At 52.3% G+C, this 25,293-nt stretch carries 24 protein-coding genes; 6 read left to right on the top strand and 18 right to left on the bottom strand.

Annotation, left to right across the window (positions count from 1 at the left end; genetic code table 11):
- Nucleotides 1–30: 30 nt before the first annotated feature.
- From U738_RS07080 to U738_RS07015, 14 genes are all read right to left on the bottom strand, one after another.
- Nucleotides 31–270: a hypothetical protein gene (locus tag U738_RS07080; RefSeq protein ID WP_035578737.1), complete on the bottom strand. Its 240-nt coding sequence runs from the start codon at nucleotides 268–270 to the stop codon at nucleotides 31–33.
- A gap of 69 nt (nucleotides 271–339) precedes the next feature.
- Complete coding sequence (locus tag U738_RS07075; protein WP_035578734.1) at nucleotides 340–1,653, bottom strand: S8 family serine peptidase; 1,314 nt, start codon at nucleotides 1,651–1,653, stop codon at nucleotides 340–342.
- A gap of 197 nt (nucleotides 1,654–1,850) precedes the next feature.
- Nucleotides 1,851–2,642, bottom strand: coding sequence for a type I methionyl aminopeptidase (gene map, locus U738_RS07070; RefSeq protein ID WP_035578731.1), 792 nt, complete (start codon nucleotides 2,640–2,642; stop codon nucleotides 1,851–1,853).
- Nucleotides 2,635–2,841 (bottom strand): ParD-like family protein, encoded by a 207-nt coding sequence (locus tag U738_RS07065; protein WP_035578729.1) that lies wholly within the window; start codon nucleotides 2,839–2,841, stop codon nucleotides 2,635–2,637. Before U738_RS07065 ends, map begins: the two co-directional genes overlap by 8 nt.
- Before the next feature lie 88 nt (nucleotides 2,842–2,929).
- Complete coding sequence (locus U738_RS22660; protein ID WP_051912763.1) at nucleotides 2,930–4,300, bottom strand: CHAD domain-containing protein; 1,371 nt, start codon at nucleotides 4,298–4,300, stop codon at nucleotides 2,930–2,932.
- Between the two features lie 53 nt (nucleotides 4,301–4,353).
- The gene (locus tag U738_RS07055) at nucleotides 4,354–4,755 is read right to left on the bottom strand and encodes a DUF2784 domain-containing protein (protein WP_035578726.1); all 402 of its coding nucleotides are present in this window, start codon (nucleotides 4,753–4,755) and stop codon (nucleotides 4,354–4,356) included.
- A gap of 9 nt (nucleotides 4,756–4,764) precedes the next feature.
- A complete protein-coding gene (locus tag U738_RS07050; protein ID WP_035578723.1) occupies nucleotides 4,765–5,991 on the bottom strand; it encodes a GGDEF domain-containing protein in 1,227 nt (408 codons plus the stop codon).
- Nucleotides 5,992–6,059: 68 nt separating this feature from the next.
- Nucleotides 6,060–6,857 carry a M48 family metallopeptidase gene (locus U738_RS07045; RefSeq protein WP_035578720.1) on the bottom strand — a complete coding sequence of 266 codons (798 nt, stop codon included), beginning with the start codon at nucleotides 6,855–6,857 and terminating at the stop codon, nucleotides 6,060–6,062.
- A 274-nt stretch (nucleotides 6,858–7,131) separates the two neighbouring features.
- Entirely contained in the window at nucleotides 7,132–7,932 is an 801-nt protein-coding gene (locus U738_RS07040; protein ID WP_035578718.1) for a hypothetical protein, read from the bottom strand.
- A 294-nt stretch (nucleotides 7,933–8,226) separates the two neighbouring features.
- A complete protein-coding gene (locus U738_RS07035) occupies nucleotides 8,227–9,918 on the bottom strand; it encodes a methyl-accepting chemotaxis protein (protein ID WP_035578715.1) in 1,692 nt (563 codons plus the stop codon).
- 397 nt (nucleotides 9,919–10,315) lie between these two features.
- On the bottom strand, nucleotides 10,316–10,807 hold the full coding sequence (locus tag U738_RS07030; protein WP_035578712.1) for an arsinothricin resistance N-acetyltransferase ArsN1 family B: 492 nt from the start codon (nucleotides 10,805–10,807) through the stop codon (nucleotides 10,316–10,318).
- Entirely contained in the window at nucleotides 10,782–11,216 is a 435-nt protein-coding gene (locus U738_RS07025; protein WP_081899052.1) for an NUDIX hydrolase, read from the bottom strand. Before U738_RS07025 ends, U738_RS07030 begins: the two co-directional genes overlap by 26 nt.
- 53 nt (nucleotides 11,217–11,269) lie before the next feature.
- Nucleotides 11,270–11,860: an O-methyltransferase gene (locus tag U738_RS07020; RefSeq protein WP_035578710.1), complete on the bottom strand. Its 591-nt coding sequence runs from the start codon at nucleotides 11,858–11,860 to the stop codon at nucleotides 11,270–11,272.
- 53 nt (nucleotides 11,861–11,913) lie between these two features.
- Nucleotides 11,914–12,540, bottom strand: a complete 627-nt coding sequence (locus U738_RS07015; protein WP_035578708.1) for a LysE family translocator — start codon at nucleotides 12,538–12,540, stop codon at nucleotides 11,914–11,916.
- A 134-nt stretch (nucleotides 12,541–12,674) separates the two neighbouring features.
- Here U738_RS07015 and U738_RS23705 point away from each other — a divergent pair, with 134 nt between their 5' ends.
- The gene (locus tag U738_RS23705) at nucleotides 12,675–12,794 is read left to right on the top strand and encodes a hypothetical protein (RefSeq protein ID WP_268746295.1); all 120 of its coding nucleotides are present in this window, start codon (nucleotides 12,675–12,677) and stop codon (nucleotides 12,792–12,794) included.
- 77 nt (nucleotides 12,795–12,871) lie between these two features.
- Here U738_RS23705 and U738_RS07010 read toward each other — a convergent pair whose 3' ends face one another.
- Nucleotides 12,872–13,624: a Crp/Fnr family transcriptional regulator gene (locus U738_RS07010; protein WP_035578705.1), complete on the bottom strand. Its 753-nt coding sequence runs from the start codon at nucleotides 13,622–13,624 to the stop codon at nucleotides 12,872–12,874.
- Between the two features lie 642 nt (nucleotides 13,625–14,266).
- Nucleotides 14,267–14,728, bottom strand: coding sequence for a hypothetical protein (locus tag U738_RS22655; RefSeq protein WP_050713548.1), 462 nt, complete (start codon nucleotides 14,726–14,728; stop codon nucleotides 14,267–14,269).
- 95 nt (nucleotides 14,729–14,823) lie between these two features.
- Between U738_RS22655 and U738_RS22650 the strand changes: the two genes are divergently transcribed.
- From U738_RS22650 to U738_RS06990, 3 genes are all read left to right on the top strand, one after another.
- Nucleotides 14,824–15,780: a LysR family transcriptional regulator gene (locus U738_RS22650; protein WP_050713549.1), complete on the top strand. Its 957-nt coding sequence runs from the start codon at nucleotides 14,824–14,826 to the stop codon at nucleotides 15,778–15,780.
- A gap of 679 nt (nucleotides 15,781–16,459) precedes the next feature.
- Nucleotides 16,460–17,215 carry a phosphatase PAP2 family protein gene (locus U738_RS06995; protein WP_035578702.1) on the top strand — a complete coding sequence of 252 codons (756 nt, stop codon included), beginning with the start codon at nucleotides 16,460–16,462 and terminating at the stop codon, nucleotides 17,213–17,215.
- Between the two features lie 1,165 nt (nucleotides 17,216–18,380).
- The gene (locus U738_RS06990) at nucleotides 18,381–18,938 is read left to right on the top strand and encodes an invasion associated locus B family protein (RefSeq protein WP_050713550.1); all 558 of its coding nucleotides are present in this window, start codon (nucleotides 18,381–18,383) and stop codon (nucleotides 18,936–18,938) included.
- A gap of 206 nt (nucleotides 18,939–19,144) precedes the next feature.
- Here the strand turns inward: U738_RS06990 and U738_RS06985 are convergent, their stop codons facing one another.
- On the bottom strand, nucleotides 19,145–19,936 hold the full coding sequence (locus tag U738_RS06985; protein WP_035578698.1) for a 2OG-Fe dioxygenase family protein: 792 nt from the start codon (nucleotides 19,934–19,936) through the stop codon (nucleotides 19,145–19,147).
- Between the two features lie 352 nt (nucleotides 19,937–20,288).
- Between U738_RS06985 and U738_RS06980 the strand changes: the two genes are divergently transcribed.
- Nucleotides 20,289–22,070: a putative bifunctional diguanylate cyclase/phosphodiesterase gene (locus tag U738_RS06980; protein WP_081899051.1), complete on the top strand. Its 1,782-nt coding sequence runs from the start codon at nucleotides 20,289–20,291 to the stop codon at nucleotides 22,068–22,070.
- 282 nt (nucleotides 22,071–22,352) lie between these two features.
- Here U738_RS06980 and U738_RS06975 read toward each other — a convergent pair whose 3' ends face one another.
- Nucleotides 22,353–22,928: a hypothetical protein gene (locus tag U738_RS06975; protein ID WP_035578696.1), complete on the bottom strand. Its 576-nt coding sequence runs from the start codon at nucleotides 22,926–22,928 to the stop codon at nucleotides 22,353–22,355.
- Nucleotides 22,929–24,096: 1,168 nt separating this feature from the next.
- Between U738_RS06975 and U738_RS06965 the strand changes: the two genes are divergently transcribed.
- A complete protein-coding gene (locus U738_RS06965; protein WP_035578690.1) occupies nucleotides 24,097–25,260 on the top strand; it encodes a hypothetical protein in 1,164 nt (387 codons plus the stop codon).
- The last annotated feature ends 33 nt before the right edge of the window (nucleotides 25,261–25,293 follow it).

The following is a 25,293-nucleotide window of genomic DNA, read 5'->3' as shown; positions in this document are numbered from 1 at the left end:
TCATCAAGCCCAGTGAAATATTTACCGAGCTTACCAAGTCTCCTCAGAGCCCGGTGGCCCCATATCGATCTGCATATCAGGCGCTATATCCACTACGCCTTTGATCTTTTTCAGCCGTTCCGCCGTGGCATCGTCAGCCGAGCCGGTAATACAGCCGATCTCCTCCAGCACCTCCTGGATGGTTAATCCTTCAGCGCTGAGGCGCGTGGCCATTTCATTTATCGGTTGATCGCTGGAAATAGTGATCAACCATAACGCTACCGTTGGCATCTGGCATATCTCCATAGCAAGAGCACTGGGCGACCAGAAAGGAGCGCCTGCCCAGCGCGTCGTCTAACATTAGGGCGCTTGCACCAACCCTGCTCCTACGCCGGATTCAGGCAACGGCAGCTCTTGCACCGAAGCCACCAGCTGCTCCCAAAGTTTCCTGCCCCGCAGCGAGGCATCTGATTGCGCCCACAGTGCCGCGCAACCTGCCACATGTGGCGCCGCCATGCTGGTGCCACTGATCGTTTTATGGCGAGTGGGCCGAGGCCATGAGGAGAAGATATCGCGCCCAGGCGCGGCAATCTCGATCTTGCCATGATTGGAAAAGCTGGAGGGCTTCAGGTTCGGATCGAGTGATGCCACCGACATTACAGTAGGCGAGTTGGCAGGCGCCCCTGTATTGGTAGCTGAATTACCCGCTGCAGCGATAACGAGACACCCATTACGCAGTGCCGCTTCACCAGCATGGGTGTAAGCGGCCTGCACCGGGCTCTGGCTGCCAAGCGACATCGAGATCACCTCACAGCGGTTGGCGATGGCCCAGTTCAGGCCAGCGAGAACGCCCGCCCCGGTACTGCTGCCCGAGTTGGTCAGCACCTTGCCGACGAAGACCTGCGCCTCATACGCGATCCCGTAACGCTGTGTGTTTTCACCGGGCGCCTGGGGGCCACAGGCCGTGCCGATACAGTGAGTACCGTGCCCGTTGATATCCTGCACCGGCTCCCCAATGAATGAGCGGGTAACGAACTCCCTACCCTCGAAATCCGGGTGGCCAAGATCCATCCCGGTATCCAGCACGGCGACTTTTATACCCGCGCCACTCCAGCTACTTTGCGGCACCTTACAGCGTTTTAGCCCCCAAGTTGGCCGAAGGGCGTCCTCTTCAAGGTTCTCTTCGCCTTCTTCCAACTCCAGCTCAACGCCAAGATCACGAGCGATGGTGCTGGCTGCACGCAAAAAACCACGTAGATATTCAGAATTTTCAGAAAAGGCGAAATACTCTGGCTCAATAATTTCGATGGGACTATCCGCAGCGACCTTACCCAGCGCACTCATGCCATGCTGCTGCAGGGCATCGCCGCCTACCAGTGCCACTCCAAGCTCCGGAAATACCATTGCCTCAGCATCTCCGGCATCTTCCAGACTAACGGCTTGATCGGTGAAATCTCGCGCATCAGCGATGCGAAATTTCTGGGCTTTTAGCGACTTAATGCCTTCTTCTACCCGCCCCTCACGATAGCTAATCAGAAAGCGCCCGGTTTCAAGGCAACTGCCGCCCCGCTCTAAGGCCGCCAATAGCAATTTTTCGGTGCCGCATGAAACAGTGGCGAGTGACTCACCCGCTGGCGTATTGCCTTTACCTTTACCTGTCGGTTTTTTCGCCATCGTAGACATCCTTTTCATTTAGCTGTTAAGCGATATGGAATAGGTGAATCATAGACTCCATGCAAGGGAAAGCATGCCTATCTATGTAGCACCCACCATTTCAGCTTAACGCACCTGATGTGCTTCGCCAGATCGATTTCAGGCTACGATCCTTAAACATACAGGGCGCTTAAACGAAGGAGGATGGAGCATGGTCGTTATTGGTTAATCTCAGTAGGGATGCACTCGTTATCGCGGAGTGTTAGCACTTCGACACCAGAGGCTGTGACCGCTACCGTATGCTCCCACTGAGCAGACAATTTCTTGTCACTGGTCACTACCGTCCAGCCATCCCGCTTGGTTTTTATTTTGGCCCTGCCCTGATTAATCATGGGCTCGATGGTAAACACCATCCCTTCTTTCAACGCCAGGCCTCTGCCTCTCTTCCCGTAATGCAGCACTTGCGGCTCTTCATGCATTTCGCGACCAATGCCATGGCCACAATACTCACGAACGACAGAGTATCCGTGTTTTTCGGCATATTGCTGAATTGCATAGCCTACATCACCCAACGTGGCACCGGGCTTAACCGCTTGTATTCCTTGCCACATGGCCTCGTAGGTTTTATCGACCAGGCGCTTGGCATAGGGAGTCACATCGCCAATCAGATACATCTTGCTGGAGTCAGCAATAAAGCCGTCTTTCTCCAGGGTAATGTCGACATTGACGATATCGCCTGTTTTGAGTATTTGCTTGTCGGATGGAATGCCATGGCACACCACGTGGTTGACTGAGGCATTCAATACGTACTGGTAACCGTATTGCCCCTTACTGGCCGGGCGAGCCTGCAATTGATCGACGATATAACGCTCGGCCCAATCGTTAATAGCCATGGTGGATACGCCGGGCGCTATCCGATGGTCGAGATGACTGAACACCAATCCGAGTAGCCGTCCTGCTTCCCGCATCAAACGCAACTCCTCCTCGCTTTTTAACGTCAGCTCACTCACCGGCCACCTTCCTTACTTCAACGTCGGCTTGCTTCATTTGCTCACGCATGATGTCAGAGAAGGTCATGCCCGGATTGGCCTCAGCCAGCATGCCCACCTTTATCCAGTACTCTGCCTGGGCATTGATTGAGCGCACCATGACAGTGCTTGCCTTGCGAATATCCTCATGCAACTGGTCATTGATCTTAACGATACCCATCACACCACCTAATATATGAAACGAATATGAAACATATACGAATCATATATCGCGTAACGATTGGCGGCAAGGCTACCTGATTACGTTGTTACGGGGACACGTTGGCCATAGGTTCCAACGCCAATACTTCTTTGCGCAGCACAAGCTTCGGCTTCTCTAACGAATCACGCCACTGAACACACTCCTGCTGTTGCTGCGGGTCGTTATCGGGGCTTGCGCCAAAGGCATCCAGCCAGGCCTGACGGGAACACAGGTCTTGATACTCGCCGAGCAGGCGCTGGCGGTGCTTCAATTGAGATAGAAACGGCTCAGGGGTCTCTGGATTCAGATCAGCCAGGTAACGAATCCGCTTCACGCCCTTCCGCAGTTCATGGAACCCGGTGTCATGGGTATCCAGCGAGAGTGCCGCCTGGTCTTCATCGTGGCGTGCGATACGCTCATTCAGTACCGTACGGATACGCTTTGGCGTCAGTTTCGAAAGTGCCTTACCAACGTCATCGGAAGCGATAAAGTACTGCCATGCCTCCATCTCCTCAGCATAAGCCGGTGCATTTAACTGCTGACATAGCGCCTGGTGGCGCTCCCGCTGGCAAGCCTGGAGCCACTGCATCAATCCCTGGCGACTACCAGAAGTGAGCGGCGGGGGCGTCTTGGCTATATCCTCCAGAAACACATCAATATCACGCAGGTCACTGGTAGCCTGGGCACGTTGCTTGAGCCGCTTAAGCATCTTTTTCAGGCCAGGCACTCGGGTAATGGCGCGCACGGATTCACCCACTGCCCGGCTACGACGCAGATTAACCCGGTACTGGTGCAGGAACTCAGGATCAATGCCTGCGATGACACCGGCTTCCAAGGCACGGATCATCTGATACTGGTGCTCCAGCATGTCACGCATGCGGCTGGCGGTGTCGTTATTGCGTTTGGGTGGTTGGGGGGCAAGGCGCTGAAAAAGAGGATAGCTGGCCGTTTCCGGGGTCAGGCACCCTGCCAGTTTGGCTCCGTTATGCCCCACGCTTTTCCAAGAAGAGCCGGACAGCGTGAAATGCAGCACACTCCCGGTGGGCAGCGAATGCGGCGCTGTCTGGTCGAGCCAACGAGCCAGATCATGCAGCGCCGGGTTATGCCCAATCACCAGGACTCTTTCGGCTTCGTTTGGCAACGATTCGACCCAGGCCTGCAGCCCGCCACCATCGAACGTATAAAGGTCTTCATCAAAGTGAACCTGGTTGACCAGGGTATGATCAGGCAGTTGGCCTGCGATCTTGTCGAAGGTTTCCCGCGTGCGAGCCGCTGTACTGACGTAAATCCCCCCTTCTAACGCTTGCCAGTGCTGAAGTACATGCGCCATAGCCGCTGCCTGACGTTTACCACGCTTTCGCAACGGCCGTTGGTGGTCGGTCATGTCGCCACTGGGCTGTTTAGCTTTGGCGTGCCGCATTAGGTATAGGTGCCGCATGGGTTCGCTCCCAAGCACAGTATGATACGCAAAGTTTAGTACACGCCCATCTTCTAGGAAGAGTGCTGACGAGGCTTCACCACAAACCAACTGGCCAACACCAGGCTACCGAATAGCGTGTACACCACCACAAACACCCACTCCGGCAAAGTGAAATAGAGCAGGCTATGCAGCCAGTACTGAATAAACGAGCCCGAATAAGTAGCGGCGCCCGCCTCCGCCCTCAGCGCCATTTCCCAGGTGGTTAACGGGCAAACCACCCCGAGCCAAGCCTGAACCACCACATAGCCAATGGCGCAAAGATGTACGATGCGGAAGGTTTTATTGCGAACCCACCGCCAGTTGAAGAAATAGCCTGCGTAAATGGCGACCAGGCCTAACACCACGAAGGCCACAAACAGCACGTGGAGAATTAGAAGGGTGTCGGCGAGCATTAGCAGCAGTGATGGGGGCATAGGAAAGCGCTACTTGCTGCCAACGGGTGAATCTGGTGCTTCGACGACATCGCTGCAGACGACGACTTGGTTCCTCCCAGCGCGCTTGCCAACATAAAGCATCTCATCCGCTCGTTTAATTAAAGACTCCAGATCGGCTTCCTCTGAATCGGTAGCCGCAACGCCAACGGTGACGCTGGGGCGCAGTTTGCCCATCTCTTCTGTTAACGAAAGTTCAGCCACCTTCTTTTTCAAACGCTCTGCTACCATTTGCGCATCGTGCGAGCTGGTGTCCGGCAATGCAACGACAAACTCTTCACCACCAAAACGTCCTATCACATCCGTTGGGCGCAGCGACTCGGCACAGACTTCGGCAATTTTGGTTAGCACCCAATCCCCGTGGCTATGCCCCCAGGTGTCGTTAATGTGTTTGAAGTGATCCACATCGATCATAAACAGGCTAAATGGCACCTTGTGGGATTGCGAGTGCTGCAACAGATCTTTAGCCAGTTTTATAAAATGGCCGCGATTATTCAGGCTGGTCAGCGCGTCCTGCTCAGCGACTACCCTCAGCTGTTCTTCCAGTGATTTTCGGTGCGCGATCTCTTTGTGTAATTGGTGGTTATTCTCTCGCTCTTCTTGAAGCAGTGCATATTGCTTACGTTGCAGGCATTCCAAGCGCAGCAGGGCGAAAAACCCTACAACGCTGCCCATAATCAGCAACAGTGCGACCAGCAGCGTCGCTATCGGGCTAAGCCCCGCAAACAGTACCGCAGCCACTAAAAAGCCAATATTTAAATAGAGGCTGGCCGCTGTCACGACTGTTAGCGGATTGGGAATCAGAAGATAAAACGCCATGGTAGCCACCACCACCGCGGTGATTTGAGTGGGGAGGCTTTCGGGTCGTAGGGGGACAATCAATATAATGCCCGTGGCAAATACCCACAGCGGTAAGGCGTGCAACCAAGCACGGTAATCATTGCCACCCCAGCGCCGCACAACGAGTGCCACCAACAGGCAAATGCTCACCACCACTATTCGCATGGTAAGCAGCAGATAGAACTCCCTGGTAAGGCCCAGCAGGTAGTAATCCGCAATCGCGAACATGCCAAAGACACATGCCGCAACGCTCACAGCAAAGCTAAACTCAAGCCGCACGCTTTCCTGGATAGAGCGGCGATACATCAACTCACGGCTGGCATCGCAAAACTGCCCCGTTAACCCATGCACCTGATACTGTTGTTTCTGTAATGGCACAGCCCCACACACTCCCGACGTCACGTGGCAATTTTTCTTATTTTATCAATAACGCGATGCCACTCACCTCAACATTCAGCAGGCGTAACCGTACGATAGCTGGCCGTGGCCTTTTCCAGCCCTTGCTGTAATGCCCGAATGCGCGATTCATGGGCAGGATGCGTAGAAAGAAATTCAGGGGGCTGACCACCACCGCTAGCAGCCATGTTGCGCCACAGGGTCACGCTCTGCTGCGGGTCAAACCCCGCACGGGCCATAATTTCCAAGCCCATCAAATCGGCCTCCTCCTCATGGGTGCGGCTGAAAGGCAGGCTAATCCCCAACTGGGCACCGATACCCAAGGCCTGCATCAATTGCTGGTTGCCAAATTCCTCTTCCCCTAATAACCCCACCACCAATAACACGGCTTTAATGCCAAGCTGCTGGGTAAGCCGCTCATTGCCATGATCCGCCAACACATGCCCCACCTCGTGCCCAATCACCGCCGCTAGCTGGGCTGGCGTCTCGGCCACCCGCAGTAGCCCGCTATGCACCCCGATGCGTCCACCCGGCAGAGCAAACGCATTGGGGGAAGCATCCTCAAATACCACCACTTCCCAGCGTTCAGGGAAAGCGAGCCCTGGGTAGCTCGCCTTAGCGCCAGCCACCACTTTTTCGGCCACGCACTGCACTAATTGATTAGCCTGCGTATCGCGATTGATCGGCTGGCTATTGCGCAGCTGATTAAAGGCATCTTCCCCCATGTCAGCCATTAACGCGTTCGGTACTAACGCCAATTGGGAGCGCCCGGTGGGCGTTTCCCCGCAGCCTGCCAAAGAGGCCAGCAACATCAAAAGAAAAAGAGGTAACAGAAATCGCCGATGCATCGGATAGTATCGCCTGGATTAAGAAATGTGCAGTAGAGTGTAAGGCGCTTCGCAGGCGTGGCGCTCGTCGCGTTCATCAACGCTACCCAGCCCAAGGTGCCGGTCGTTATCGTAGGCTACAAACAGGCGGTCATGATCCAACTCAGTACTAAGCTATAACGAGCCTTCCGCACCTTATGGGGCGGTAGATACCGTCGATGACCTCCCCGTTCCAGTAGCGGGGAGGCACGCCTATATCGCTGTGCTGCAAGATGTTATGCGTTAAGGCTGTAAATCACTCAGGCGTTTGCGCTTCGTCGCGCATCACTTCGAGCGAAGTGATTTCAACGGTGAGCGCATCACGCGTTGTTTCTAACTCACTTACCCGATCACCGACCGCTGAAAGTTGGTTATTGGCCTCTTCAATCTGAGTATTTAGCGCTTCCAGGTCAGCTTCAACCTGACTGCGGGCATCTTCTGCCTCTTGACGAGCCTGTTGCGCGGTATCGCTGGCGGCTTCGGCCTCTTCAATCTCTGTGTTGAGCGCTTCAAGATCTGCTTCAGCCTCGCTGCGAGCGTCTTCTGCGTCTTGACGAGACTGTTGAGCGGCATCACGGGCGGCCTCGGCCTCTTCTTTCTCTTTTTCTACCTCGGCGTAGGTCTCATTCAGCTCTTCAAGGCTGCTCTGCCGTTTGTCGACCTGCTCATTGAGGGTCTCTACTTCTTCTTCACGGGTTTCACGCTCGCCCTGTAAAGCATTCAAATCTTCTTCAGCGTGGGCAATGTCTGATCGGGTTGAAGCTAGCTCGGCTTCAGCATCAGCTTGCTCAACCTCAAGGGCGCTCATTCTCTGCTGCAGTGTTGCTAAATCAAGCTCCGCGGCTTCAACCTCAGACATCTCCGCCTGAATCTGTTGATGCTCTCGCTCAGTTTCAGCCAGCTGCGCTTCGAGCGCTTCCATACTGTCTCCCCGCGCCCCTGCAATGGTGTGCGCCACGATGGCCCAGACCACCGCAATAACCGCGATGACCAAGAGTACCTTTACCCGATTATCACTCAGCAATGCTATCGTTGATGGTTTATTTGTCCCTGTCATTGGTGCAATCCTCTCGCTTTATTAGTAAAGCTAATTTAGTAGATAACGCATCTACTTCAGCGCTTGTTGTCTGGCCTGTTGTTAATATGGAGGAAAGTTTCTAATTGGGCTAGGAGCAGCCATTTATAAAAATGTGGCGTTAAAACACGCTCGTTTGTTTTACATGATATTTCAAGCTAGTAATCAGGCACTCACTGCCTTGGAGACTACTATTTTCAGAAAGCAAAACCCGGCCGTTTTGGCCGGGTTTAAAACACGATTGAATAATAATCTACTCCTGAAATGAGCGCCTATTCAAAACGCTTCCCACTCGACTTCTGCTACTTTGGAGCTGGGCGCCCTCCCTCTTGCAGGCCGAGCCTGTTTTATAGAAGGCACTGCCTTGGGTGCAGAATTGCCGATGGGCAGAGACCCACGGTTCTCGCCATCAGCCAATTTGAAGGTAGCCACAGCCGATTCAAGTTGGGCTGCTTGCTCTTCGAGTGAAGCTGCTGCTGTAGCAGCTTCTTGTACTAGGGCTGCGTTCTGCTGTGTCACCTCATCCATCTGCGAAACGGCTTGATTGACCTGCTCAATACCATCACTTTGCTCCGAGGAAGCAGCGGAGATTTCATCCATAATATCGGCAACACGCTTCACGGAAGCCATTATATCTTCCATTGTTCGGCCAGCCCCCTCTACAAGGTTAGAGCCCTGCTGAACCTGGCCCGCTGATGTTTCAATTAATGCTCTAATCTCCTTAGACGCATCAGCGCTACGACTTGCCAAATTGCGTACTTCAGTGGCTACTACGGCGAAGCCGCGTCCTTGCTCACCCGCACGGGCAGCCTCAACAGACGCATTAAGTGCCAGAATATTAGTCTGGAAGGCAATCGAATCGATCACACCAATGATGTCGCTAATCTTTTTAGAGCTTTCCGCTATACCATGCATTGTCGCAACTACTTCGCCTACGGCTTCACCACCACGTGCTGCCGTTGTAGACGCATCACTCGCTAGGGTGCTGCCCTGCCGCGCATTATCTGAGTTTTGCTTCACGGTGGCGGTGAGCTGTTCCATGCTGGCAGCTGTCTCTTGTAGTGAAGCGGCCTGTTGCTCTGTACGGGAGGAGAGATCGGCATTGCCTCCGGAAATTTCTCTCGCGCCAATATGGATGGAACCACTGCTATCACGCACGGATGAGACAGTTTGTGAAAGACCTGTCTGCATATATTTCATAGCCGCGAACAGTTGGCCAATTTCGTTTCGTCCCCGGTCTGCGATTTTATGCGACAAGTCACCTTGGGCAATGCGCTCAAAGTGATGGACGGCTTCCTCAATAGGACGAATGACAACTCGCATCATCCCCATTCGAACGAAAGCGACACAAAGAAAAACCAGAAGCAATGCAGCCAATCCTATATAACCAGATGTTGTCATGGTCGATTGATAATCGGCCATCAAATTTTGACCACGTGTACTGGCATAGTCATTGAAGGCTACATTCGCCTGGATATAGGCTAGGTTGAGCTGGTCACCTTCACGTTTGGCTGTACGAAAGGCACTTTCATTATTGCTCAGTAGGGCCTGATATTGTGGTTCTATACCGCGTGATACAAGTTGAGTAAAGGCGGCTTCTATCGCATCTGCAAAGGGCTTTCCTTGCTCAGACTTTGGTGCCGCTACAAATGCTTCAAAACGCTGCTGCGCCGTTTGCAGCATTTGGCCTGCTTTTTCAAGATGGGCTTCTGCCAGCGCCTGCTCCCCTTCGTTCAATGCGTCGAGATGATTAAGGAAAAACAGCTGAGTGTCAGCGATATTCACTTGCGCACGGTTAAGCGCGTTCAGTTGCTCAACGTTAATACGGTTAAGTTCATCTATCGAACTCGCTCCCAGAGTGCTGGATTGGTAGCCCAAAGCCGCGACAAGGAGGATCAAGGCTGTAAACAAGCCCAGAACAGCCGTTAAGCCTGCCTTAACGGATAGGTTTTTCAATAGGTTATGCATTGTCTACTCTTATGTAGAGAATCAATCGTTAACGAATGATTCCAGCCACGGGGAGGGTGTTACTCCATAACAAGCAAGCTAACTACTTGTTATAGGTAAGTGCTATAAATTATCGGCAGCAGTAACCCGACATTTAGCTTTCAAAAACGTTAATTTCAATATATTGATCCAGGTCAATTTATTAATTTACTTTTCAGATGGTGGCGATGGTTCCAGCTTGATATAAATCAATTGCTTAACAAACCAATAGGGCAATAAATTAGATTAGCCAGCTATCGACTATTAAGATAAAAGCTTGATATAAATAACAATAAATAAAAATATCGAAAAAAGCAGCGAATATCATTACGTCGCCTAAGTTTATCTTTGAAGCTGGCCTTAATGTGTTGAGTGACAATTAGGCATTCAGATTTAGCTGCCAATAGCCAACGTCGTGCCACTGATCGAACTTAAACCCTACCATTTCAAAATGGGCCACTTTTTTCATGCCCATTTTTTCATGCAGTGCAACGCTGGCAGGGTTGGGAAGCGTGATGCCGCCCATCACCGCATAAATCCCGCTCTCTTTGAGCTTGGTAAAGAGTGTTTCGTACAGCTTTGCACCCAAGCCCCTACCATGCGCCTGGTTGGAAAGGTAGACGCTGACTTCGACTGAAAATCGATAAGCGCTTCTCTCTTTCCATTTTGTCGCGTAGGCATAGCCCACCACAGCACCATCTTCCACTGCCACCAACCAAGGCAAACCTGCCCCCTGGACGTTTTCAATCCGGCCTTGGATGTCTGAACCCAATACTGGCTTTTCTTCAAATGAAATAGCGGTATTTTCGATGTAGTAGTTATAAATGTGCGCTATGGCTTCCGAATCACCCTTTGCGGCATCTCTGATCATGGTTTATTCCATTTATATTCTGACGGTTTACGTTCATCGAAAACGACTTTTGAATAGCTTTCGCATAGCCTATGGGCAAATTATCTGGCAATTCATTGACTGGAAACGTTTCAATATTGCTGTGCTCGTGACTCACTACAGGGTTAAACCGCCCAATTAAGCAGCAGCTATAAGTGACGATGAATACATGTTTGCTCGGAATCACCTCAAAGAGATAGGTATCAATAAGGCCGTTTGCCTCAACATCTATAGCAAGCTCTTCTTTAAACTCTCTAATCAGGCACTCGGTAGAGCTCTCTCCAATCTCAATGCGTCCACCGGGCAGCTCCCACTCATCGCGGTCATTGAGCGCCAGCACCACCTCATCAGATGGCAAGACCAAAACACCTTTTATTGATACTGGAAACATAGTGTTCTCTCCCGCTCATCCTGGTTAAGCCAAGCCACGATAAGAGCCGCCCTCTAACCATCGCACCGCGTTGCCAGAAACTCGCCATTGCCGACAGGTACAGTGCACGTGGTGAAATCGGGGTCTGCCGATACCAGCGCCATAAAATCAGCCATTTCATCTGCATGGGAAGTGGCGTTATCAACCACAAGCAGCCCGCCCTTGCATAAAACTCGCTGGATATTCGGCCACCACTGCACATAATCAGAGCGTTTTGAGTCTAAAAAGAGCAGATCGAAACAGGCATCGTCCAGGCTTTCAAGAAGCCCTCCTGCTTCCCCTCGCTGCTGAGTGATGACCTTAGAGAGGCCGGAGCGCTCAAAATTTCTCGCGGCCATCTCAAGCTTGTATTCGGAAAGCTCAACAGTGGTAACTTGCCCACCAACCCTCTGAACTGCCTGGGCCAGCCACAAGGTGGAGTACCCATTCGAGGTGCCAATTTCCAGCACTCGCTGGGCATTGGTTGCTTGAACAAGTACCGATAAAAACTCACCCGTATCACGAGTAATATTGAGCATTCGTCTTGGGCGTTCAGAAATGGCAGCATCGTTTTGTTGGCCAAATTGCTCAAGTTCCGTTAGCAGTTCTTTAAGGGTTTCACTCACAGTTGTCTCCCGCTAGGCTCAGCATTTCCATCATCAAATTTAGCGGCCTTTGCTTACGCAGGCCGCTTGGCAAGCAGCGCCCAGACACCCGCTGAAGAGAGTAACGTTCCGCCAACCAAGTTGAAGCGACGCTGGGCACGACGCGATGCCAGCATCTTACGCACCGACGTTGCGAATACGGCGTAGAGAGTGGCATTCAGCGTTGCCAACACCACAAACGTGATCGCAAGTATCCACAGTTGTTGCCCAGCATCGGCATTCGGGCTGACGAATTGCGGCAAAAAGGCGACGAAGAAGATAATGCCCTTCGGGTTGAGCGCAGTAACGAGATAGGTATTGGTGAAAAGCTTCCAGCGCGAACCCGATACCGCCGGTGTTACTGGCTGCACCGACGATATACCGGCACGCAACAGCTTGATGCCCATATAGAGAAGGTATAAACCGCCGATCCACTTGATCACGGTGAACCAAAATGCCGAGGTGGCTAACACCGCTCCCAGGCCAAGCAGTGAAAAGAGCAGCGCCGTTGAGTCACCCAATGCCACCGCAGCGACAAGCGGAATATTGGCGCGCCTACCTTGAGCAATGGAGTAGCTAACCACGGTCAAAATCGTTGGCCCGGGGATGGCGAGCAACGCCACGGACGCAAGAGCAAAGGCGAACCAGATTTCAATAGACATGGAAAGCTACCTCACAGGTTGTTAATGCTAAGTTAGCATAAGCTCAACAATGATTGGAATGCTCTGTTAGAAGCTAAGCGGCTCTAGCTATCAAGCTTGCTTTTAACTATCACCATATATCCAGCTGAACGACGATTCAGCGCCCCGATGCGAGGGAACCAGCCCAGCGTGCGCCCTGGCACACATTGCGACTTGGACAACGCCTTACCGAAACCTGGGTGGAATGGGTCGAGGAAGTGATAGAGGAAAAGTAGCTTTTGGTGAAACCAGCTTCTCGTGGAAGCTGGGGCTTTGGTGGGGGCTTGATCAGCCAATAGAGGCTACCAGCGCTTTACGGGCTCGCTTTTAAAAGTTCAGAAAACGAGGGAGGTAGGAATTCATCGATATAGCTATCATTGAATTCGACTAACCGCGCCAACGCTTCGGGGTCGGGCAGCTTCACGTGCTGGCGGTTTCGGATCACCAGCCCCTCATCACGCAGCATCGAGAAAGTCCGGCTTACGTGTACCGGGCTCATCCCCAGCGCATCGCTAATCAGCTCCTGCGTGAGCGGCATGAAGAAGCTATTATCCCTAACAGCCTTGATCCGCTTGAGTCGCAGATAAATTTCGTAGAGAAAGTGCGCCAGTTGCTCGTGGGCTGAATACTTGCCGAGGTAGATCAGCCGCTCGGAGAGTTGCGCCTGCTGACGCGTTGCTGTGGCCACGATACCGGCAGCTAGGCTTGAACGCCCAAAGAGCTCAAAAAGCTGCTGATAGGAGAAAGGACAGATCACACCTTTATTAATCATTGCCGCACTTGCCAGGCGGCGGGTGAAGCCAAAATCACGAATACCTATTATATCGCCAGGAAGGTAGAACTTGAGGATCTGCTTTGAACCATTTTTCAAGTTACGATAGGAGTATGCCCAGCCCTCCTTGACCACGCAGAACAGATCAGCATCCTCGCTCTCTTGCCAGAGCACCTCACTAGCTGACATGTATCTAGGGCTGAGTTCAAGACCCAGCAATAGCGCTTTGTCTTCCTGAGACAGCGCACCTTGAGTACTAAGGCCCCGCATCACTACTGTATCGATGAGAGACACTCTGTTACCCCTCAGGCAAATGGTTTATTAGCGTCATTCTAAAACATTTGCCGACCTCACTAACCTAACGTAGGTTATGAATTATGCTTGTTATCAAATGGTTGCATGAATCCTATAGGGATGCCCTGGTTCCCGAATGCCACACGGCAACTTCGTTTTGGCAACATTTCAGGCAGCACCATCAGGTCAGCCCTCGCGACTGGGGCAAGACCTTCGGCGACAATGCCTGACTATCCTGCCAAACTTCTCGTGTCAAAACGTCAGAATTGACGCTGCGTACCCCTTCTCAAAGCAAAGGAGTTGCAAATGAAGCACCATGGAAAACTTGGACAAGTTGGGTGCAAAAGCTTTTCCCTGCCGGTGGCTATAAGCCGAGTTTACCTTGGGGTTCATTGGCCGACCGATGTGCTTGCCAACTGGACGGCCGAGGTGAGCTGGGCAGCGCTGGATGAAGCGGCATGGGCAGGTAGAGACGGAAAATAGCAGGTCGGACACCGACGACTGCAGTCTTTGCGGCGCTTGGCGATTACGTTCTTGGGTATCCCTACGCCGAGGATCGCCTCACGGTTTTAGTCGTCTGGGTATAAGAGCCTGAAGCTATGGCAGGCCACATCTTCAGGTCCCAGATAGAAGTTCTCCCGGTCACGTATACTGGCCGTCGGCGTCGTTGGTTGGATGCTTAGGTGTTCCAGAAGCTGTCAGCGGTTTGAAACGCTCAAACTGGGCCCAAAGGGTCATTCCGCCGGTTGCCACCAAGATGGCAGCGAGCGGCAGTCCGGCGGGATTCAACACCACATGAAACGCCACAATCACCGCCATCACAGGCGCAAGCAATGCCAACCCTAGTGCAGGCGCTCGATTGCTCAGCAACAACGAAGCGCCGATCAGTTCGATAACTTTCATCAAGGGCCAGAAAAATCCAACCTCTTTGAGAGCGGCTTCAAAAGCCAGACCATCTACTGATGTCGGTGGGTGGATGAGGTGCGATCCAGTGAATATGTACCAAAACCCATCAATTGCGCCGGTCAGGAAGATGCCTCCAAGCACCAGTCTTGGGCCAGTATCAACAAATAGAGTCTTTGCGTTTGGTAACGAGAGTGCCATCGTGAATTCCTTTCAGCTGTATATTGATCTTTGACCGATACGGGGCCATTATGCTGGGAATTCCGTGTCATAAAAGCAAATAGTATTCATTTAGCATGAATGAAATTCAGATTAGAAACCTGGACCTTAACCTGCTTTTGGTCTTCCGTGTGTTGATGGATGAGGGCAGTGTCAATCGGGCCGCAGAACAACTCGGCCGGACGCCTTCGGCAGTCAGCCATGCTTTAGGTCGGTTGCGCGACCAGCTTGGTGATCCGCTTTTGGTTCGTGTTGGTGGAATTATGCAGCCCAGTCCAAGGGCTCTCGCACTTTACCAAGAGATACAGCCGATCCTCGCCCGGATTGAACGCGCCGTGCAGCCGCCAGCAGAATTTAATCCCTCGAAAAGCACACGTATTTTCAAAATAGCCGGCCCCGGCTTGGACATTGTGGCCACAGAAGTTGTCAGAAGGATGCACAGAGAAGCACCAGAGTCCGGCCTTGCATGGCAGCCCCTGTCAAAGGAGACCATGGGTCAGATCGTAAGTGGCGAAATAGACATTGCTTTTGGGAACGCAAACTTCCCTCTCCCGGCAGGATTGAAGGCTAAGGCTCTCCCCCCATTAAAACGCTATGTCTTCGCTCGTCATGGACACCCAGCTTCAAATGACTGGACAACGGAAAGTTGGATGAGTTGGCCTCATGTCGTTGTGCGCGCTCCAGGTGCAACACATGGAACCGTAGAAGAGCGGTTCGACAGCTTAGGTCTGAAACGCCGGATTGGGTTACACGCTGCCAGTTGGTCAGGCATTGGTGCGGTCTTGAACAATACCGACATGCTGGGTAATTTTGTCGCGCTGTGTCTATTGGGAGGCGCTCAGGGTGAAGATATTCAGGTATTTGAGCCTCCCGAACCCTTGCCTGACGTGTCTTTTCGGGTGATGTGGAAATCAGAACTTGATGGTGACCCCGCCACCCGGTGGCTACGCAATATTGTTTTGGCGACATTCGATGCGCTAATCGATGAGGCTGACCGACGCCTCGCAGCATCTGACATCATCAAGCCACGCTAAAGCACCTGTTAGGCTGTCGCAAAATTTACGGGCAACGAGAGCTGGGTTGGTGATGTCAGGTAGATCGGGACGAGCGCTGAGCCTGCAGGCTCGGAGTGATTATGCGGCGATGGTGCGAGTGCTGTGATCGCGGAGGCTATCAATTTCTTGGCCGTGTCCGGCAATACCAGTTGTCTCGATCTACTGCCGCAGTAGTGGCCGTCTGGTCTCACCGATATCCGGATTGGGTCGAAATCAGCCCTCCAACCAGGTGCATCTAGAGCAATAATCTGCGCTTACCTTCACCCACTCTACGCGCAGATTTTCAAAATCTTCTTAGCGTCAACGCTTCCAGATAATGATTGCTGCCATCGCTGGAAATTAGCCTTTTATACCACCTTCATTTATAGGCAGTGAACACAATAAGCTTGGCGGCAACGCCGCTCCCAAGGATGAAGCCAAAATCGCGAATGCCACACGGCAACTTCGTTTTGGCAACATTTCAGGCAGCGCCATCAGGTCAGCCCCCGCGACTGGCGCAAGATCTTCGGCGACAATGTCTGACTATCCTGCCAAACGTCTCCTATAAAACGTCAACAAGCCCTAGAAGTAAGCGGTTTTCCGCGCTATTGATAACGCAGGCACAATAAGCCGTCATAACCGACGTTGCGTATCACTTATCAAAGCAAAGGAGTTGCCAATGAAGCACCATGGAAAACTTGGCCAAGTTGGGCGCCAAAGCTTTTCCCTACTGGCTCGGCTCGGCCGCTACGAACTAGCGATGCTGCTATGCGTCGCGGTACTTTCCGGTGGGATTTGGGGGTTCGTCGCGCTGGCCGACGAAGTTATCGAGGGGGACACCCATAGCATTGATGAGAGCCTACTGCTCGCCCTTCGCAACCCCGCAGATCTTAGCGACCCAATCGGGCCGGGCTGGGTTGAGGAAATGGGCCGGGACTTCACCGCACTGGGCGGTGTCGGCGTGCTAGTACTCATCACATTGGGCGCCCTGGGCTACCTGTTACTTGCCAGATACTATCGCGCGGCTCTCTTTGCCTCAATCGCGGTGCCCGGCGGCATACTACTCAGCACCGTGATGAAGCTAGGCTTTGACCGCCCTCGCCCAGATCTCGTGCCTCATGAAGCTATGGTCTACACCGCGAGCTTTCCCAGCGGCCACTCAATGATGTCTGCCGTGACCTACCTCACCCTGGCCGCGCTGCTCATCCGCGTACAGCCCGCGCTGAGGCTAAAGGCTTACCTTTTGATACTGGCGATATTGTTGACCCTGCTGGTGGGCATAAGCCGCGTTTACCTTGGAGTTCATTGGCCGACCGATGTGCTTGCGGGCTGGACGGCCGGGGCGAGCTGGGCAGCGCTGTGCTGGATCGTGATGCGCTGGATGCAGCGGCATGGGCAGTTAGAGCCGGAAGAGAGCAGTTCGGGCACCGAATAACGTGGCTCAAACAGCGCTGGGCAACACAGAGGGTGTTGCCCAGCCAACTGGAAGAACGCATATTTAGCTCGAAGCCGATTAAAAGAGGCTGATGACATCCAGACCAGCCAGTCACACCAGAGCAATACTTGCAAAATCAGCGCTTTTGGGGCGTTCTGGGAGGCAAATAGCCGCTTAAAAGCCAGCGTAGAATATTGCGCGGTTCAATTATCGGACAAAAAAATAACTTTAGTCAAAGCTAACAAATAAGCTTAACCCTATAGAAACAAAGAATTAGGTTGTATTGGAGCAAGGTGCGGTCTATCAGTCACCTTGCTACTTCCTGAGGATTTCATAAGGCCAGGATGAGGCCAGCTTTTACGTTTTAGCAGGGTATTAACTATATACAATGCGCGTCGACACTTTATGCGCTAACATCAGCTCTCCGAAGCTGGTTTCATACAGCTTAACGGGTCAACTAATGGATTAATAGAGGCAAATAGCATGAGCAAAGGAAAAGACAGTAAAAAAGACACTAAAAAGAAACCCCTTCTAACAGCGAAAGAAAAGAAAGCTGCTAAATCATCAAAGAAAAGCGAAACCAACGTACTAGGTAACTAAGCGAGCCTAACTCAGCACTACCGCTCACTGCTAAGACTAAATAGCAAAATACAGTAGTGTTAGGCGTTGCTTTTGATAGAACGAAACTTTGTTACCTTACATAATTTCAAACAGCCCCTTCACACTCTTGCCTTTCACTTTTAATTGACCACTACACAAAACACGCCAATAAAAACTGCAAAGGTAAGCGGACATATAAATACAGCCTGGGTATATCAGAATATTGCTCAGGGTATAATGCCAGATTTATATCGGCAGGATATCTGACGGTGTTTTTCAGCTTAGGGAGACTCAGCAGCAGTTGCACCGCTATACGCGGCAACACGCCTGCCAAGCGTCCTGTGTAAGCCTTAATCGCCACTCCGGAGTTCACCTATATAGCGAATGGTTTTACACATAAAATCTATATTTACCTTAAATAAAAAAGCGCTCAGGAAAACCGGTTGGAGAGGAAAGTAAACCGCCCAACCACGCTCTCGTAAATCAAGGGCTCGACCTCAAGCGAACAAGCAGGCATGGTGAGTATTATCATCCACCATCAGCGAACCAACAGGAGGTTACTCAAATGCCGCACTCTCTTACTCAAAACCTGTCTCAAAACCTGTCTCAAAACCTATGCAGGATGGGGCTATTATCGCTCTTGGCGTTGTCCCCCAATGCCTTCAGCCAACAACAACCGGGGGCAGCCTCCGGTAATGATGTCACTACCGAGTCGTTCCAGGACTGGGAAGTCCGTTGCCAGCGTAGTGCCGAGGGCCCGAGCCCTTGTGCGATGTCGCAATTGATCACTCAACCTGACAGCGACCAGCCCTTGATGCAGGTAATTCTCGACTACCCGCCTCAGATCGATGACCCGGTGATGAGCTTCTTCGTGCCGCTGGGGGTACGTCTGGCCCCGGGCTTGCAATTCAGTGTGGATAACGCTGAGCCAGTCCAATTCCCCTATCAGGTATGCCAGGAGCAAGGGTGCCGTGCTGACGTGCCCATTGAGTCGTCGATGTTGCAGCAACTCCGCAGTGGCAATACAGCAACCCTCAGCATGATTAGTCCACGCGGTGAACGCATGGACATAGATATTTCACTGCTCGGCTTTACTGACGCCAGTAACCGCATCGCTCGTTAACCTTCGGGGCCTTGCCCAGACAAAGCCGACTTAAAAGGGACACGTTTACTCAGCCGTTGCCAGCAGCCGCTCACACAGCGTTGGCCAGTGGAGACAGACACCCTTGCCGTCGGCCAGCACTTCCCCTTGCCGGGCGCACAACCAAAACGCCCCCGGAGTTCCGGGGGCGTGGGTGTTGCTAGGTTCTCAATTTACCGAGAGTGTCATTAGCTCTCATTGAGGACCGCTTCCGGGAAGTAGCGACGCAACATCCGGTTTTGGAAGTCGTCCACGAAGCGACTATTGATGATGATAATGAACCGCTCGAAGGGTGACTCGCTGTCGAGCTGTTCGATCCCGTCGACACTGTGGAATAGCCGGTCATCGTTCAGATGAAGGATATCACCCGGATTCAGGGTGATATCGACCAAGGGTTGCGTGCCAGCCTTGTCTGCGTAGAGGTGGTTTTCGGCGCCCGCCACGTTTTCCCGATTGATGACCAGAATGCTTAGGGCCTTGCAGCCATCGGCATGAATTCCCTGTCCCTGAAGGGGGTCGATGCTGCCTTCCCCGCGAACCCCGGTGATCTGCATCAGGATGGGTTCGTGCGCACCGATACTCCACAGCCTTGCCCAGGCGCGAACGAAGGCTTTCACATCGGGGCGTGCCATAAATTCCCGAGTCAGCGGATCATAGTACCGCAGGCGATCCGCCATGCTTTCCGCGTCGTTGAAGGCACCCCCCTGGGCCATGGGGCATTGGCCCATATCCTCGACATCACCCTGATCATTCAGGGCGAGCCATGACATCCGCTTCCATCGCTGGTTAACGTAGGGATCGCGCGGCAGGTCAGCGGTAAACCCCTGCCAGGCAGTCAGATCGATTCGCTCCCGAATATTGGTTTTCGCCCAATCCTGATGCCTCAGCGCCTCTATCACTCCCGGATTCCAATAATCGGCGAGTGAATCGGCAGGCATGGAGGTGAGGTCGAAACCGTGCTTGAGAGTATCGAGTTTCATGTTGGTATTCTCCTGTTAACTGGGCTGAATTGCCCGGTGTTGCCGGTGTAAACACTGAGGTCAACAGGTAGAAAATGAAAAGATTTGCAACGATATGTCAAAGAAATGTACTAAAAAGAGTGATTTTTTTGAAAACAGGATCAGACCGTTGATGACGTATTTGTAGGTTATCTCCTACAAATAGGTGTAGGATAATCACAACAAAGTGCCCCTCTCGTTGCCATTATGATGGTTCTTGACAGTGTTTTTTCTTTAAGTGGATCCCATGACTGCCAGCGATCCCCGACTTCACAGAGATCCGAAACGCCTGAAGGAGAACCGCAGGAAGTTTTCCGGTGCACTCGTGTTGAAGATGTCAAAGACACCTTCAACTGATGGCATCGATTCGCATGATGCCGGTAGGGAAGAAGTCGAGTTAGTACGCCGCCAGTATCTGGAGAGTGAGCAGCAATTCCGCTCCCTGCTGGAGAGTCTGCCGAAAGTGGCAGTTCAGGGTTATGATCGCGATCGGCGGGTGATTTACTGGAATGAGGGTAGCACTCGTCTCTATGGCTATACCGCTGAGGAAGCCCAAGGACAGTTACTGGAAGATCTGATCATTCCTGCCTTCATGCGTGACGGGGTGATCCAGGCGCATGATGCCTGGATCAAAGAAGGGGTCGATATACCCGCCGATGAACTCCAGCTCAAACACAAAACCGGTGAACTGGTATCGGTCTTTTCGCAGCATCTGATGCTCAATGAGCATACCGACTCCCCCCTGATGTTCTGCGTGGATGTCGATCTTTCCGACCAAAAGCGCGCCCACCGTGACCTGGAATTCGCCACCCGTTTCGACAGGCTCACCCATCTCCCTAACCGCCAGACCTTCGAAGTCGATCTGAACAGTCTGTTGGATTCCTGTCGACGCCAGGGTCATGGCCTGGCAACCATCTACCTGGACATCGATCACTTCGTCGAAATCAATGATGCCCTTGGCTATGATCAGGGCGACCGCCTGCTCATTGAGCTGACTCGGCGACTAAGAGAGTGCCAGCGGGTCACTGACCTGGTGTCCCGTGTTTCTAGCGATGAATTCGTGCTGGCCTTTCCCGGCGTCCACTTGCCCCCCGATGTCAGACGGGTCGTTCGCCATGTCCAGAATGTCTTTCGGGAACCTTTCGTCCTGGATGGTCGAGAGCGTCAGGTCACGGCCTGCCTGGGTGTGGCACTCTTTCCCGAGAATGGTGAATCGTCACGCGAATTGATCCGTAATGCCGATGTTGCCAAGAATCGTGCCAAACTGGAGGGCCGGGGTGCTGTACGTTTCTTCCAACAGAAGCTCCATGATGAGCTGGTTCGCCAACACTATCTCTCGGCGCGACTCGAGGAAGCCCTTGATAACGGTGAATTCTCCCTCCACTACCAACCCCAGGTCTCGGCGGCCAGTGGGAGAATAGAGAATCTCGAGGCCTTGATACGCTGGGAGCCTGCCGAGGGCCCGCCGATCTCGCCTGCCGAGTTTATCCCGCTGGCCGAGCGTTCCGGTGTGATCCATCGTCTGGGCGACTGGGTCATCGAAGAGGCTTGCCGCCAGCAGGTGGAATGGCGTGCCAAGGGATTTCATGAGCACCGCATCGATATCAATGTCTCGGGGCGTCAACTGGTGCGTCCCGATGCCCTCAAGAGCTTCGAGGACTCGCTGCAGCGCCACGGCTTAGGCCCGCGGGATATCGGCATCGAATTGACCGAGAATGTCCTGATAGAAGCCGACGAGACCGTCCTCGAGGATCTGCGGCGCCTCTATCATCGCGGTATTCACATTGCTATCGACGATTTCGGAACCGGTTATTCCTCCCTGAGCTATCTCAAGCACTTTCCAGTCACCGCCCTGAAGATAGATCGCTCCTTCATCCACGACGCTCCCACACAGCCGAAGGATAGGGCCATCCTGGAAGGTGCCATCTTCATTGGTCATCGGTTGGGATTGGAAGTGGTGGCCGAGGGCGTCGAGAACGCCGAACAGTTGTCATTGCTTCGCGAAATGCATTGCGACCTCATCCAGGGGTTCTTCTTCTACCGTCCAATGCCTGCCAAGGAAATCGACCGCCTGCTGGGCGGTTTCGTGCCTGGTCACGAAGGGCTGTCGAGCTGAGACTCGTCGTGATTTGGCGTCCAATGCCCGGGGTTGCCATGACCTGGAGAACTTGTTAGCGATCCTGATGCTCATTGATCGCAGGGACTGACACTGCTGGCCCTAGCTGGATTGCCGTTATCGGCCAGAAGCAGACATTCAGCACAACTGAAATAACAAGTAATACAGCCACAGCGAAACCGTTATCTGCAATTGTAAGCTAGGGCTAAATCGCAGTCGTTCACTAGGCTGCTCGCCCGCTATCGCCGATCTTGGCCTGCGCAGCCATGCTACCAAACTGAATTAATATCTATACACCAAGTGATCATAATCAACATCAATAAATCCAGATTTAACACCAAACAGGACTCCAATTTCTTTTATCGCACAGAGAACGTCTCGTTGAATCTTCTGCATGCTTCTTTCTGAGAAATCGTGCTGAAACTTAGCTGCAAAACTGAAACCTATATAAACTACCGGATCCTTATAATGAACAAGATAGTTTCGCATATCAAAAAGATCCTGGATGCCAGCTCTCCAACTTGAATCGCCATAAGGCAATCGAGAGATTTTGTACAATTTTTTTAGCTTGGCTGTTGTGCTTCCATAGCTTCTCTCATTCTCTTCTTTAGCTATTGGATGAGCATGCCAAACTAAATTTACAAATGCCTCAAATGAAATTGCCCAGCCAAGAATAGCTTCAATGCAGAGAGCAATAGTTTCATCATCTTCAAACCCTGGACCTTTAAAGGAATAAGGTTTTCCAGACTCTGGCACAGAATCAGGAACCTCAACCATCTTCTTCTTAGCTTCATCAAAACTATTGTTTGCTCTCCTTAGCATGAGCTGCTCAACATTGAGCCTGTATCCATATGTCATATATTTCTCTGCGCTTCAAAGTTTCATTAATCTGGCTTTTTTTTCGGCCAAAAGCAAGCGTTGAGCATAGCCTAATCTAAACATAGTCGATCGTTAAGCCGACACCGGCAATGCAATAGACCAATCAAACCAAAGCTCCTCGGAGCTATTAGAAAGACCGATCCAGTTTACCCGGACATCTTTCGCGGCAGAGCTCGCATTCGCCTCGGCCAGTTGGGTATTAAAAGCGGATTCCGCTAGTGCTCCTGGTGTGAGTACGCAAAGTGCTCCAAAAGTGTAATGGTTGCTCGTCCATGAAGGTGGAAACTTTACTTCATATAGAAGTTCACACGTTCTCAATGTCGATCGGTACCTAAAGTGTCCTTCTGGGCAAACAAGAAATTCGTTAAATGTCAGCTTCCCGAGTGGAACCTCAAGAGTCGGCAGCTTGAAGCCCTGCTTCGGGCTGTCATTAGTGATGGCAAGGGCCACTGAGCGAGCAGCCCCATCCACATAGAATTCGATCTGCGCTAGCGCGTCCCCAAAATTATATTGCCATATCTCCTCGCACTGCCGGTGCGGCGGACCTAGTGATGCAACCACGAACTCTTTGGAAACCCCAGGGCCTATGTGCTCGAAAAAATTCCGCGGAGTCTTCTTAGCTTTGATTCTATGGGGAACGAGTCGGCCGTAAAGATACTTGACTCCCGCTAAGAAAGCGGACCCACCCAATCGAGTTGCTAATGTTTCAAATATCACAGGCGCCAATATCCTTTGGTCTGACGATAATCGGTGGCCGATCGGCTCCAGCGACCGATGCTGCGGCCGTTACATCAGCATAGCCTGAAGCTACCCCATTCGGCCAATTGCAGTCGTTCGAGAATTGTCCTAGGCGACCCTAAATACTAAACACTCGGTCAGTAGGTGCGTGGCTCTAGCCAATCGACAGCCTCATGCTCGCTTTAAATCTGACGAAGCACGACCACTGACTACTCCCTTGATCACCCGCTCTGTCAACGGAACTGCCGCATATCCTTCTTTACATTGTGCCCCGACTTGGAATAGCCTGAAAAGGTGCCTGTCGAGGCATGAAAATGGGTGTTTGAGTCAACCGGACTCAGCGCCGGCACACCCTGTGCCCTGACCAGGCGGGAACCTGGATATGACTCATCATTGGTATGGAGTCCTTATGACACAATCCTCTCTAATTGCGGTAGCATCTGCTCGTGCGCAATCATTTCTTACCAAAATAAGCAAACGACATGAAGGCATCTGGCAGCAGATTGACGGTGTCCGCCAGCTCGCTCATGAGCATGATACCAAGTGGGACCGGCGTTGCTTCATTCCCACCAGATTTTTGAATCACGAGTTTCAAGACCCCTTCCCTGCGCGCGGTCGCTACAGCCGACCAGGCAAACTGGAACAGAGAAAGCGCTTAAATGACATCGATGTCATTGCCGGCCTAGCTTCTTGGCGCCTCACGAAAGGGATATTTGTGATGAGCGATGAGGACGTTACGGACGCCCGTGAGAACGGTATTCCTAGCGATCCTGATCCCAAAATGTTCCTTCACCTTCCACAACCATGTATCTACGTGCCTACACCGGGGTTTTCATGGCTGGGAGATCCCTTGTCCGGTTTCTTTGCCTATCTCGACGACCATCTCGATGGAGAGTTGGGACTGATTCTATTGATGGACCGTGACGAGCCGCTTTTTCATTCGCTGACCGATATCGTCCATGTGCGGATCGAATACCAGATTCACAAGGTGCGCGAGCCCATGAACTCACGTGCCGACATCATTCGAAACTGGAAGAAGGGCGCGTCTTGGTGGGGAATGAACAACAATGATCGAAACCTCTTCCAGGCAACGGTTCTAAGGGATTATAGGAAGCGCCCACCACTTCTAAATGAGAGCCAAAAACATCCTGAGGAACTCCTCGAAATCCTGAAAAGCACCCTGGAGGAAGATATCCTTCCCATCGCGGGCTTGCTTTATCGGCTTTGTGCCATAACAGCTGAGGTACCCCCTGCAAGTAGGCCTTCTACCCCAAAGCCCAAGCGGACCCCATCTGGATTCCAGATGATTCCTCCAAAGGAAATCACCGCCTGGGATGTTGAAACTCGAACCCGCCAACTTCGCAAACGCCCCACCTCATCTAAAGCTGGTGACGAAAAGCAGGGCGGCGGCACTAGCCAATCCAAGCGCACACATGCCCGAAATGCTCACCTTCGGAAGCTCTCCAACGGGAAGCAGGTACAGATCCCATCGACCATTGTGAACGCTGCAGCAACATCTCCGGACGATAGGCCCATAACAACTGTCATTGTGCCTCCTCTCAACCATAACTGACTCTGCTCTACAAAAAATGCCAGTACTCGTCAC

Source organism: Halomonas sp. TG39a (assembly GCF_000744395.1).
GTDB classification, from domain to species: Bacteria; Pseudomonadota; Gammaproteobacteria; order Pseudomonadales; family Halomonadaceae; genus Vreelandella; species Vreelandella ventosae_B.
Note: the sequence above shows the minus strand (reverse complement) of the source record. Positions and strands in the feature narration are given on the sequence as shown.

Bases quoted from the DNA above. Each gene is read 5' to 3' on its own strand.
- U738_RS07080 (WP_035578737.1), bottom strand. From the start codon at position 270: ATGCCAACGGTAGCGTTATGGTTGATCACTATTTCCAGCGATCAACCG.
- U738_RS07075 (WP_035578734.1), bottom strand. From the start codon at position 1,653: ATGGCGAAAAAACCGACAGGTAAAGGTAAAGGCAATACGCCAGCGGGT.
- U738_RS07065 (WP_035578729.1), bottom strand. From the start codon at position 2,841: ATGGGTATCGTTAAGATCAATGACCAGTTGCATGAGGATATTCGCAAG.
- U738_RS22660 (WP_051912763.1), bottom strand. From the start codon at position 4,300: ATGCGGCACCTATACCTAATGCGGCACGCCAAAGCTAAACAGCCCAGT.
- U738_RS07055 (WP_035578726.1), bottom strand. From the start codon at position 4,755: ATGCCCCCATCACTGCTGCTAATGCTCGCCGACACCCTTCTAATTCTC.
- U738_RS07045 (WP_035578720.1), bottom strand. From the start codon at position 6,857: ATGCATCGGCGATTTCTGTTACCTCTTTTTCTTTTGATGTTGCTGGCC.
- U738_RS07040 (WP_035578718.1), bottom strand. From the start codon at position 7,932: ATGACAGGGACAAATAAACCATCAACGATAGCATTGCTGAGTGATAAT.
- U738_RS07035 (WP_035578715.1), bottom strand. From the start codon at position 9,918: ATGCATAACCTATTGAAAAACCTATCCGTTAAGGCAGGCTTAACGGCT.
- U738_RS07030 (WP_035578712.1), bottom strand. From the start codon at position 10,807: ATGATCAGAGATGCCGCAAAGGGTGATTCGGAAGCCATAGCGCACATT.
- U738_RS07025 (WP_081899052.1), bottom strand. From the start codon at position 11,216: ATGTTTCCAGTATCAATAAAAGGTGTTTTGGTCTTGCCATCTGATGAG.
- U738_RS07015 (WP_035578708.1), bottom strand. From the start codon at position 12,540: ATGTCTATTGAAATCTGGTTCGCCTTTGCTCTTGCGTCCGTGGCGTTG.
- U738_RS22655 (WP_050713548.1), bottom strand. From the start codon at position 14,728: ATGGCACTCTCGTTACCAAACGCAAAGACTCTATTTGTTGATACTGGC.
- U738_RS22650 (WP_050713549.1), top strand. From the start codon at position 14,824: ATGAATGAAATTCAGATTAGAAACCTGGACCTTAACCTGCTTTTGGTC.
- U738_RS06995 (WP_035578702.1), top strand. From the start codon at position 16,460: ATGAAGCACCATGGAAAACTTGGCCAAGTTGGGCGCCAAAGCTTTTCC.
- U738_RS06990 (WP_050713550.1), top strand. From the start codon at position 18,381: ATGCCGCACTCTCTTACTCAAAACCTGTCTCAAAACCTGTCTCAAAAC.
- U738_RS06985 (WP_035578698.1), bottom strand. From the start codon at position 19,936: ATGAAACTCGATACTCTCAAGCACGGTTTCGACCTCACCTCCATGCCT.
- U738_RS06980 (WP_081899051.1), top strand. From the start codon at position 20,289: ATGTCAAAGACACCTTCAACTGATGGCATCGATTCGCATGATGCCGGT.
- U738_RS06975 (WP_035578696.1), bottom strand. From the start codon at position 22,928: ATGACATATGGATACAGGCTCAATGTTGAGCAGCTCATGCTAAGGAGA.
- U738_RS06965 (WP_035578690.1), top strand. From the start codon at position 24,097: ATGACACAATCCTCTCTAATTGCGGTAGCATCTGCTCGTGCGCAATCA.